Origin of the sequence: Leptospira paudalimensis (genome assembly GCF_026151345.1) — a bacterium.
Lineage (GTDB): Bacteria > Spirochaetota > Leptospiria > Leptospirales > Leptospiraceae > Leptospira_A > Leptospira_A paudalimensis.
The window spans coordinates 1,890,639-1,902,358 of sequence record NZ_JAMQPR010000001.1 but is presented as its reverse complement, the minus strand read 5'-3'; the positions used below and the strand labels follow the sequence as shown (position 1 = coordinate 1,902,358).

8 protein-coding genes and 1 tRNA gene are annotated in these 11,720 nt (G+C 39.3%); 5 read left to right on the top strand and 4 right to left on the bottom strand.

What is annotated here, in order from left to right; genetic code table 11:
- Nucleotides 1-15 precede the first annotated feature (15 nt).
- Both rpoD and ND855_RS08855 read left to right on the top strand, forming a co-directional pair.
- Nucleotides 16-1,788, top strand: coding sequence for an RNA polymerase sigma factor RpoD (rpoD, locus tag ND855_RS08860; protein WP_100718534.1), 1,773 nt, complete (start codon nucleotides 16-18; stop codon nucleotides 1,786-1,788).
- A 57-nt stretch (nucleotides 1,789-1,845) separates the two neighbouring features.
- Entirely contained in the window at nucleotides 1,846-2,988 is a 1,143-nt protein-coding gene (locus tag ND855_RS08855; protein ID WP_265358041.1) for an NADase-type glycan-binding domain-containing protein, read from the top strand.
- 54 nt (nucleotides 2,989-3,042) lie between these two features.
- On the opposite strand, the gene ND855_RS08850 is transcribed toward ND855_RS08855, so the two are convergent.
- Entirely contained in the window at nucleotides 3,043-4,650 is a 1,608-nt protein-coding gene (locus ND855_RS08850) for a glycerol-3-phosphate dehydrogenase/oxidase (protein WP_265358040.1), read from the bottom strand.
- A 97-nt stretch (nucleotides 4,651-4,747) separates the two neighbouring features.
- On the opposite strand from ND855_RS08850, the gene tyrS reads away from it, so the two are divergent.
- Nucleotides 4,748-5,974, top strand: coding sequence for a tyrosine--tRNA ligase (gene tyrS, locus ND855_RS08845; protein ID WP_265358039.1), 1,227 nt, complete (start codon nucleotides 4,748-4,750; stop codon nucleotides 5,972-5,974).
- 72 nt (nucleotides 5,975-6,046) lie between these two features.
- Nucleotides 6,047-7,237: a polysaccharide deacetylase family protein gene (locus tag ND855_RS08840; protein ID WP_108958988.1), complete on the top strand. Its 1,191-nt coding sequence runs from the start codon at nucleotides 6,047-6,049 to the stop codon at nucleotides 7,235-7,237.
- A 62-nt stretch (nucleotides 7,238-7,299) separates the two neighbouring features.
- Here the strand turns inward: ND855_RS08840 and ND855_RS08835 are convergent, their stop codons facing one another.
- The 3 genes from ND855_RS08835 to ND855_RS08825 all read right to left on the bottom strand — a co-directional run bounded on the left by ND855_RS08835 (nucleotide 7,300) and on the right by ND855_RS08825 (nucleotide 11,329).
- On the bottom strand, nucleotides 7,300-10,554 hold the full coding sequence (locus tag ND855_RS08835) for an efflux RND transporter permease subunit (RefSeq protein WP_265358038.1): 3,255 nt from the start codon (nucleotides 10,552-10,554) through the stop codon (nucleotides 7,300-7,302).
- Nucleotides 10,555-10,602: 48 nt separating this feature from the next.
- Entirely contained in the window at nucleotides 10,603-11,142 is a 540-nt protein-coding gene (gene def / locus ND855_RS08830; RefSeq protein ID WP_108958990.1) for a peptide deformylase, read from the bottom strand.
- 114 nt (nucleotides 11,143-11,256) lie between these two features.
- Nucleotides 11,257-11,329, bottom strand: a tRNA-Ala gene (locus tag ND855_RS08825).
- A 75-nt stretch (nucleotides 11,330-11,404) separates the two neighbouring features.
- On the opposite strand from ND855_RS08825, the gene ND855_RS08820 reads away from it, so the two are divergent.
- The gene (locus ND855_RS08820; RefSeq protein ID WP_012388560.1) at nucleotides 11,405-11,716 is read left to right on the top strand and encodes a hypothetical protein; all 312 of its coding nucleotides are present in this window, start codon (nucleotides 11,405-11,407) and stop codon (nucleotides 11,714-11,716) included.
- Nucleotides 11,717-11,720 lie beyond the last annotated feature (4 nt).

Sequence of the window (11,720 nt, the reverse complement as noted above, 5' to 3'; positions counted from 1 at the left end):
GAGGATAAAGGTAGAATGGAAAATCTAGCAAGCCTACCAGAAGTACAAAAGATAATCTCCATCGGAAAAGCAAACCGAGAGGTATCGTATGATGAGATCAATGAAATACTACCGGATAAAATTCTAAACTCCGAAAAGATTGACGATGTCTTTACCTTGTTACACGAGATGGGGATTGAAATCGTAGAGGAGTATTCCAAAAAATCTTTGGAAGAATCTAGTTCCCTCACAACGACAAAAGAAGAAACTACCAAAGAAACAAAAGAAAAACCGGCACGTAAAAAAAGGGAGTCCAGTGTTTCTTCTAGTTCTGAGGATCCAATTCGACTTTACCTCAAGGAAATTGGTAAGGTTTCCCTGATCTCGGGAGAAACAGAAGTGTTTCTTGCCAAACGAATTGAGAAGGGTGAAAAAATCATTGAAGAAACGATTTTAAGTTCTTCGATCCTCAGACAAAACTTTGCGAAACTCATTCCTAAAATTAAGTCCAAAAAAATCAAAGTTTATGACTTGGTGAAAGTGGACAAAATGTACGCTCTCAACCAAGAGCAAGCGGACAAATTAGAAAAAGTATTTTTTGAAAATATGGAACTCATCCAACAGGATGAAAAAGTTCTTAACGAATCCACAAACCGCATTCGAAAGTATTCTGAAAATTCTAAGAAGTTCAAAGAACTCAAAGAAAAAATCGATATGTCTACGGGCAAAATCGATGAAGCCATTCGTAAAATTGGTGTTTCGCAAAAAGAAATCCAAAAGATCTCTCAAAAGATCAAGTCGATGGTTTTCCGTGTTAAGGAAATCGAAAAACATTTCTTAAAAATCAAAGCCAAATACGGTCATGATGTTCGTGAAATCAAAGCACTCAACCGTTTCATCGAAAAAAATGAAAACTTAGATGAAATCGAAAAAATGATGGGTTGTGATATTGATGAAGTCAGAGAAGTCATCAAAGACATACGTAACAATGAACGTAAACTCCGTCGTATGGAACAGGAAGCAGGTTCACCTGTTGGGGAAATCAAAGACTGGGGTGAAAAAATCATCAAAGGGGAAAGGGAAATTGCACAAGCAAAACGTGAACTTGTGCGAGCAAACCTCCGTTTGGTGGTCTCTATTGCAAAACGGTATGCAAACCGTGGTATGCATTTCTTTGACCTCATCCAAGAAGGAAACATTGGTCTCATTCGCGCAGTAGATAAGTTTGAATACAAAAAGGGGTATAAATTTTCCACTTATGCCACTTGGTGGATTAGACAAGCGATCACTCGTGCGATCTCAGACCAAGCTCGTACGATCCGTGTACCAGTTCACATGATCGAACAGGTAAACAAGGTGATCCGAGAAACTCGTCTCTTTGTACAAGAGTTTGGTCGTGATCCTTCTAATGATGAAATTGCAGAACGACTCGGCTGGCCTGTACAAAAAGTAAAGGCTGTAAAAAACGTAGCACGGGAACCAATTTCACTCGAGATCCCTGTGGGTTCCGAGGAAGATTCGGAACTTGGAGATTTTATCGAAGACAAGGAAGTGATTTCGCCACTGAACTCAGCTGCATCTTCCATCCTTTCCGAACAAATCAGACAAGTGTTACAAACACTTCCTGCGCGGGAACAAAAAGTCATTCGTATGCGTTTTGGTTTGGATGATGGATATGCACAAACACTCGAAGAAGTGGGTTACCAATTCAAAGTGACACGTGAAAGGATTCGTCAGATTGAAGCAAAAGCGTTACGTCGTCTCCGCCACCCAAGTCGCTCGAAAAAACTGAAAGACTATATCGATTAAACGAAATCGTTTTTCGCTTGATTGGTCTTCCGAAGAGATTCATGGTTTGGAAAATCCATGGATCTCTTTTTTTTTATTCAATTCAAAATGTTTCTGTTTGCTACCACTTCTAAAATAAGGAATCAAAAGCCGACATTACCTACTTTTTCCCATCACTTTCGTACATTCGTTTCCATCTTCCTACTCATTTTCCTAATTCATTGTAAAGCTTCCGAAAAACAATTGGATTATGAGAAAACCCAAAGTGTTGGCCAAGTGAGTCCAGAAGAACCTTGGAGGTTTAGTCCTGAGTTTGCATTGGATGAAAAATATGGGACTGCATTTTGTGCAAATGCAAAAGAGATAGGATCTGGTTTCACTTTATTTTTAGCCAACCAGACAAAGTTTACAGCATTGCAATTGTTAAACGGATACCATCGTTCTGCCAATGATTTAAAGGCAAATGATATGATTAAAAAGTTGAGACTTTCTTCCTTTTGGATGGAGAAAAACGACACTAAAAATCAGTTTAAATTGGACAGAACCAAAGACATTGAACTTTCCAAAGCGAAATTCGGAAAACAAGGTCTACAAATATTGGATTTAGATTCAACATTCGAAGGGAACGTAATTCGTTTTGAAATTTTAGAAACCTATGGATTAGGCACTTCAGGGCGAGTTTGCCTCTCGGAAGTCAAAATGGGTGAGATCCTGAAAGACAGTTTTTCCGCATCACCTTGGGTGTCCTTTGATAAAGTCAAATTGGCAATTTCCCAATTTGTGAAAGCAGAACGACATGCATATGGTTTCAAACAATTGGTTTTGGCAAATGAAAAGGGTACAATCTTATTTTACGACCAAGGAACTGTTTTACCTGTTTTTTTTAAACCTGACCAAACCTTTAGTTTTTCTGAAATGTATGGAGAAGGTGACCCTACTAGTTTTTTACCATCACTCATTGGCACTTACACAATTCTTCAAGCGACGGAAGAAGGATTAGAAATCAATCTAAGTTATTTTGACCAAGGTGGGATAGAACGAAATATTTCTTGGATCTTCAAACGAGCAGAAGTTGGTGATGAAGATTATGAAAATTTTAAAACAAAACTTGGGACTAAATTTTCAGAAGTGTACCAACCCAAAACGCATTTTCTATTTGTATTAAAAGAAAAAGAAACGGGAAGAACCTTTTATCACTATGAATTACCGATTCCGAAATAAATTAGGTGCAGGTGAAGAACTAGGCACCTAATTTATGTTCAATGTCTTTTTTCGTTAAGAAATAGTTTTCTTTAAATCTTTGATGTGTTTTAGGAGTTCATTCAAAGAAGATTTTTTTTCCGTTTCTTTCCAACCGAGTTCTTTCCCGAGCACATTACTCACAGGAACGGCAAGAGACTCTGCCAGTTTTAGATCAAGGAAGACTACTCTCCATCGTCTCGAGAGAACATCAGAGACAGAAAGAGCAAATTCCTTTTTCACAAAATGTTTGATTTCTTCTGCGAAGTAACCAGTCCCTTTTTTGATTTCTTTTGGTTTTTTACCGAGGATGAGAGGCACTTCCCCTCCATAAGAATCCACCAATCGAACCGCTGTTTCGTAAGGTAGGTCATACATGGTTTGGATTTTTGCCACCAAATGTTTGCTATACCCATCAGCACCAGGGAAGGCAAAACTTGCTGTGACACAGTTCATTTTGGATGGAAGGTTTCCAACAGAGATCAATTTGTCGGTGAGGTCTTCTGCCATCTTACGGAATGTGGACCATTTCCCTCCCGACATTGTCACAAGACCAGAATCCGAAACGAGGATGGCTTCTTCCCTGGAAATAGATTTTGTGTCTTTTTTGTCTCCTGTGGAAATGAGAGGGCGTAGGCCACTAAACACAGATTCTATATCGTCTTTAGTTAATTTTGTATCTAGGTAATCATTTCCAGTTTGGAGTAAAAATTCCACCTCGGATTGTAGTGGCAAAGGTTCATCGTCAATCTTTTGGATGGGGGTATCTGTGGTTCCAAGCAGTACTTTCCCTTCCCAAGGGATCACAAATACCACTCTGCCATCGGCAGTTTTCGGAATGATCATTGCAGTCCGGCAAGGGAGTTTCTCTTTGTCAAATACGAGGTGGATTCCTTGGCTTGGAGCAAGGACATTCTCTGCTTTTGGATCATCGAGTTTACGAAGGGAATCAATCCACACACCCGTTGTATTGGCGACCACTTTGGCTTTGATCGATACCACTTTTTTCGTAAGAGAATCTTTTGCAGTGACACCAATGATTTTACCATTGTTATCTTTTAAAAAGGATGTCACTTCAATCCTTGAGACAATGTCGGCTCCATTTTCTTTTGCAGCACGAATGGTTGTTACATTGAGTCTTGCATCGTTGAACTGAGCGTCGTAGTAGGAGATCCCACCCTTTAGGTTTTCTTTTTTGAGGGAAACAAAGTAGTCGAGCGCAGTTGCTTTTGAAATTCGTTCATGGCCAGGGACAATCGATTTTCCTGCGAGGATATCATACATCGTAAGACCAATGGAATAAAACGGTTTTTCCCACCAAACATAGGTTGGTAAAACAAAGGGAAGTGGTTTGACTAAGTGAGGTGCATTGATGAGAAGTCGTTTCCGCTCTGACAATGCTTCGTAAATTAATTTAAAATGGAATTGGGCAAGATACCTCACTCCACCGTGGATGAGTTTTGTCGATCGGGAACTCGTACCTTGAGAAAAGTCTCCTTTTTCCAATAAGGCTACTTTGTATCCTCGGAGACTGGCATCAAGGGCTGTTCCGGAACCGGTGGCACCACCACCCAAAATTAAAATATCATACTGGGTTGATTCTAAATGTTTTAGCGTTTGTTTTCTTTCATCTAAATGGTTCATAAGGGTTTTTACGTACTTTGGTGGTTGCCTATAGAGATTCTAAGGTTAGTGTTGTCAAAAGTCACCTTTTCTACCATCGAAAATTTTTGAAATTGTTATGAAAACTGAAAGAGAATTGAACCAAGAATTAGAAACCATCCGCCGAGGCACTGTCGAAATCATCAGTGAAGGGGAACTTTTAGAAAAAATCAAATCCAAACCTTCTTTAACGATCAAAGCTGGATTTGATCCTACGGCACCTGATTTACATTTAGGTCATTTTGTGTTACTGCGAAAACTCAAACATTTCCAAGACTTGGGCCATGATGTTTGTTTTATGCTAGGTGATTTTACAGCAATGATTGGTGATCCAACAGGTAAATCGGAAACACGCAAACGACTCTCAAAAGAAGAGGTATTGGAAAATTCTAAAACCTACCAAACCCAAGTATTTAAAATTTTAGACCCAAATAAAACTCGTATCCTTTACAATTCTCACTGGTGTTCGGAATTAAAATTTGAAGATGTACTGGTTCTGACTTCGAAGTATACAGTTTCACGAATGTTGGAACGAGATGATTTCACCAAACGCCATAAAGCGGGTACACCCATTTCGATGATTGAGTTCTTATACCCTCTCGTACAGGGGTATGATTCTGTTGCAATGAAGTCCGATGTGGAACTTGGGGGAACAGACCAAAAGTTTAATATGCTTGTTGGTCGCGACTTACAAAGAGAATACGGTCAAAAACCCCAAGCAGTCATCACTTTGCCTTTGTTAGTTGGGCTTGATGGTGTGAAAAAAATGTCCAAGTCTCTTGGCAATTATGTAGGCATCATTGAAAAACCCATCGACATGTATGGTAAAATTATGTCTATCTCCGATGATCTGATGTGGAATTATTTTGAACTTCTTACAGACCTTCCGATGTCGGAAGTGGAAAAACGAAAAGAGGGGATTCGTGCCAAATCTCTCCATCCAAAAGAAGTCAAAACAGAACTGGCTCTCCTCATCATGGACCAACTCCATCCAGAAGAAGAAAACCGTAAGGCTGTGGAAGAATGGACTGCCATCCATAATACCAAAAACAGAGCACTACCTGACGAAATTCCGACAGAAAGTTTGGACTCCAGTTATTTTACAGAAAAACCACCCCTTCTTGTCTATGTGTTGTCCCAATTCAAATTCATACCAAGTGTTTCGGAAGGGCGCCGGCTCATCCAGGCAGGGGGATTGTATTTGGATGAGGAAAAAATAACAGACCCAGGCCTTGTTTTGGAACAGGGAAAAGAATACCTCATCAGACAAGGGAAGAAAGGGAAATTTTTAAAGATCAAAACCTAAACTTGGGAGAGGGACTAGTATAGAACCCTAGTCCCAATTCCGATAATCGATACTAAGGAAAGCCATACCTACATGTCACTCGATCCGACAAACGAAGAGAAAGAAATCCAGGACATTGTCCATGAACTTTCGAAGGACATAGAAAAGGATCGATTATTTGCTAAAAAACTCCGTCGTTTTGCCTTTATCTCTGCCTTATCCTTTGTTGGACTCACCGTTTTTGTTTTACTCAGTTATCTGCTCTATTTGAGCCTCAGTGTCACTAAACTCGAATCCGAAGTAAAAGAAAAAGATAGAAGTTTAAGAGAATTGGAACAGTCTCTTTTTTCTTTGATGTACCAAGAACAACTGAGAGAAGAGAATGCTCTAGCAGGGGACACAGAACCCGACACTGAACTTGCCAAACAAGTAGAAGAAAATATTGAGTTTTTAAAGGAAGTGAGCCAAAATACCAAAGGTCGTAACATCTTACGTGGGAATGAATCGCAAAAGGAAATTGCTCTAACCTTTGATTTGGCAACTGGCGAAGAACTTCCCGTACTTTATAATTACATTAAAGAACATAAAATCAAAGTAACCTTGTTCTTATCCAATGAAAGACCATCCGATATCAATGGTTCCTTTTTTGTCAGACAAAACTTAGATTACATCAAACGGATGGCAAAAACAGGTGCTGTCGAATTTGGGAATCATACTTGGTCACATTTTAACTACCAACGTTCTGTAACGGAGACTTCCTTAAAAAAAAGAATGGTACTTGAATACTTATCTAAGTCAGTACTCGACCTTCCTCGTATGGCAGAAGAACTCAAACGAGTGGAAGATACCTTTTATTCACTCACCAAACAAGAATTAAAGAAATATTACCGTTTGCCTTATGGAGCACTTAGCCAATTGATTTTAGATGCCCATGCAAGTCTTGGTTATACAGATCATATCATGTGGTCAAATAATGCCAAAGGATCACTTGACTTGCCAGATTATATCAGCAAACAATTCTTATATAAAAAAACGTCGAAAGGTAAAAAGGAAGTCGTAAAAAACCCTCATTACAAAACAGGAGAGGAAACACTTACGTTTTTAGACAATTGGGAAAAAGCGGATCCAAACGGGATGAACGGTGCAATCATCCTCATGCACCTTGGTGGTCCCCGTAAATTTGATAAATTGATTTATATCCTTCCTACATTCATTGAAAGAATGAAAGAAAAGGGTTACAAATTTGTAACCCTTTCTGAAGTTCTAAACGATAAAAAAGACTAACAAAAATTTAAGTTTGCATCGTCATCTGTAGACAGTGGGACCTCTTTCAAATCTATCTTCGTTCAAACAAATCGTTTTTTTCGATTTTGATACTTTCTCACGACACTGTCTTTAAACGTATATAAGTTTAAGTAAAAGACAGGGACCATAATCAAAGTAATAAACGTGGCAAAGGCAAGTCCCCAACCAAATGCAAGAGCCATTGGAACAAGGAAAGGGTCCTTACCTCCAATCCCATACGCAGTTGGTAAGAGACCAAGAACAGTGGTAACCGTGGTCAACATCACAGCACGTAAGCGGATACTCCCTGCTTCCACTAACAATTCAAAGGTGGATTTCGATGGGTCTTCAATGCGTAATTGGTTGGCACAGTCCACAAGCACAATGGAGTCGTTCACGACCACCCCCGCAAGTCCAATGATTCCGAGGAATGCCAAAAAGGAAAATGGTTGACCATGCACTAAAAAAGCAAAGATCACTCCAATGACTGCAAATGGAATGGCACTCATTACAATGAGAGGTTGGGCTAAGGACCGGAAGAGGGAGGCAAGGATCATATAAATGATGAGTAGTCCTACAAGGAAAGCTCGCCCAAGAGAAGCCATTGATTCTTCTGTGTCTTTATTTTCCCCTGAAAATCGAACCGAATAACCAGGGTATTTTGCAATGATGCCTTCTGTGAGTTGTTTTGCTTCCAAATTGACTTGTCTGGAAGTTGATACAGTTTCATCAATATTAGAGGTAACAGTAAGAAGCCTTTTTCCATCCAAATGATTGATTGATGCACGCCCTGGATTCCGATCATAACTTGTTAATCGTGAAACTGGAATTAGGTTTCCTGTGAGGTTATTCACATATACTTTATTCAAATGTGTTAGGGATGACCTGTATTCCTCAGGGAACCGAACACGTACGTCCACTTCTTCATCTGCACGTTTGATTTTGGTAGAAACTGTTCCTTGTAACGCTGTGTTGATCGCAAGGGAAACCGACTGAACACTCACTCCAGCAAACGATGCCAGTGATTCGTCAACGGATACACGGATTTCGTCTTTTCCTTCATTAAAGTCGTCACCGATATCGGTAACACCTTTGATTTTTGCTAAAGCGGCTTTGTATTCGGCACCAATTTTGAGTAAGGTGGCAAAGTCGTCTCCTTTGATCTCAATGGCAACTGGTTTTCCAACTGGTGGTCCACCTGCTAATTTTTCAAATTCCAAGTTCACCAGTTTGCCTTTTAACGGTAAATACTCACTCGGAATGGCATCAATTTGGACTTTATCCTCTTCTTTTTTATCTACATTCTCTTTCGCTAGTTTTTCTTCAAGTAAGGCAAGTGCTTTATCATTTAATAGATACTTTGTATTTTCTCTTACAACTTCTATGATTTTTTCTGTAGAACGATCCCTGTTGTCATCGGGTGTTAGATACACCATAACTTGGGCATAGTTTTTTCCACGTTTTGTAAAAGGATCATTCGGGTCTTTCTGAATGATTCCCACTCGTGAGATAAAATTCTCAACTTCACCTTCAGGAAGTTTGGCGATACTGTGTTCAATCGCACGTATGAAACGATCAGTTTCTTCCAGTTTTAATCCAGTTTCCGCAGTGACTCTCACTTGGAATGTTTCAATGGCACCTGGGAAAAGTTTGAATTTCCCAAATTTAGTTTGGATCGCCAATGAAAATACAAATAAACCCAGTAATAAACCTACCATTTTCCAGCGGTTACTCAATGCAAAACGTAAGAGTGGAAGGTAAGTTTTTTCTTTGAATTTGATGAACCAATGTGATTCTTCTTTTACTTCCCCCTTCATATCACTTGCCTTACTGACATCATACAAGTGAGAAGGTAACATAAAAAATGCTTCAAACAATGAACTGCACAAGGAAAGGATAACCACTAGTGGGATGGAATGGATGAATTTCCCAAAGATCCCTGTCATAAATAACATAGGTCCAAAGGCAGCAATGGTTGTTGTGACCGTTGCTGTTACAGGTGCCAATACTTCACTAGTACCACGCATGGCAGCTTCAAATGGTTCTTCTCCCATTTCTAAATGGCGGTATACGTTTTCACAAATGATGATGGCATCATCGACTAAAATTCCCACAACAATGATGAGACCCATCATCGATATGAGGTTTAAAGTAAGTCCCATATAATTCATGGCAACAAAAGTCATAGCAATGGAGATAGGAATTCCAAGTGCTGTCATGAGAGCCATTCTCCATCCGAGGAATACAAATAGGGATGCCGTTACTAGAAATAAACCAGAAACAGCATTTGAAGTTAAAACACCGAGTCTCCTTCTAATGTATTTCGATAAGTCATTTACAAACGCATGTTTGATTGTGCCATTCGAGGAGTTAATAAATGTTTCGACTACTTTCTTGGAATCATCAACAACTGTAATCGCATCTGCTTTTTCGCGTTTGATAACGGTAAGTGCAATGGCAATATTACCATTTGATTTATCTAGGTATTCTGAATCTTCAAAACCTTCTGTGACTCGGGCCACATCTCGAATCCGAACGGATCTCCCTGCATCATTGGTTCTAATAAAAACGTTTTCGATTTCCTCAGCAGTATCAAACTCTCCAACAGTTCGTACAATGATTTCCCTTGTTTTTTCATTGATGTTTCCACCAGGAAAGTTGATGTTTCTCTGACGAAGGGCACTGATTACTTGTGTGGAAGAGAGAGAGAACGCTTTCAATTTATCAGGATCTAAGTCCACCTTCATTTCTCGTTCACGCCAACCTCGTTTGGTGATCCTCGCAACAGAAGGGAGGTCTTTTAGTTTTTCTTCTAAAATTTTTGCTTGGTCTCTGAGTTCTTTTGCACTGAGGATTGGTTTCCCGTCTTTTAGAGTCGAAGAGAGATGGATTTCGATAACAGGTTGCCTTGCTGTTGTAATCTCTGTTACAATTGGATCTTCCACTTCCGTCGGTAAATCTTGGATCCTATCAATTGCTGATTTTAAATCATCTACCACTTTCTGAGTGTTTTTTGTATTTGGATCAATTGTAATGATGATTCCAGAACGATTTTCTAACGAAGCCGAACGAAATTCTTTGATTCCATCAACTTCTTTAATCGCATCTTCTAAAGGTTTGGTGACAAGTTTTTCCACATCGGCGGGAGCCGCACCAGGATAGATTGTCGTAACACTCACAATATCAAAATTGATATTGGGAAATGCTTCTCTGTTCATTGTAGCAGCGGTGAATCCACCAACTAATATGATTAAAAAAGTTAATAGGTTTACGAATAAACTTTTGGAAAGAAAATACTGTACGATGGATGAACCCATGGAATCTCCTGTAAGAGTGAACCTATAAAAATCAAAATGGAAATTATCTTAATCTAACAATTTGCCTGCGGTATCAATGTCTTCGTTATAACCAAACAGTTTTGTGCTTTTTAATCGATCTACATACAATACTCCAAATAAATGATCACATTCATGTTGTAATACGATGGCTCTATACCCTTCGATGATTTCGTCGTGTTCTTCGAAATTTTCATCGCGCCATTTCATTCGGATTTTGTTAGGTCGTTCTACATAACCACGCATTCCAGGTACCGATAAACACCCCTCCCAGAATCCATCAGCAGGAGGACTTAAGGGTGTGATTTCCGGATTTAAGATGATTTGGTTCGGAACTTCTGGGGTTCCAGGGTATCGTTCATTGTCATCTTCTTGCCCAACTACCACTAATTTTTTTAAAACTCCAATTTGTGGGGCAGCAAGTCCCACACCATCGGCATGGCGCATGGTTTCAAACATATCGCGTATCAATTTTTTGAAATCCTTGGTTTGGATTTCGGATTCGGTCACATCTTCACTTGTTTGCCTAAGGATCGGATTACCAATTTTAAGAATTTTTCGTACTGCCATAATCTAATATGGAATAGATTGAAAAAGGTCACTGAATGATCAAGTGAACTCCTAATCGATTGAAAAAGAATTTGACAGGCTGGGCTTAAAACGCTGAAATCTCGTGAGGGATTTTGGAGACGAGGGGAATCGAACCCCCGACCTTTTGAATGCCATTCAAACGCTCTCCCAACTGAGCTACGTCCCCTTGTGCTTTTCCAAGGTGCGAGACCGCGTTTGTCTGTCAACAGAATCCCAAAATGGCTAAGGAACCAAAGACTTTATGGGACAAGATACGGTAGAAGAACTCACTAAAAAATTGAAAATCCAATCGGATATCATTAAAGGTTATGAAAAAGTTCTTAGGCTCAATGAACAAGAATTAGCAAACGCAGACGAGATCATTCGTATGTATGAACAAATCATTGATTACTCTCGTGTTGAATTAAGAGAAGCCAAAGAAACTGTACAAGCAAGTACGATGGTGTCCAATTTAAGTCGTGATGAATTAATGTCTGCATTTGATAAAATCAAATCTCTCGAAGATGCAAATCGTAAACTCAGAGAAGAATCTTTAAAGTTTAGCAAAGATTAGAACA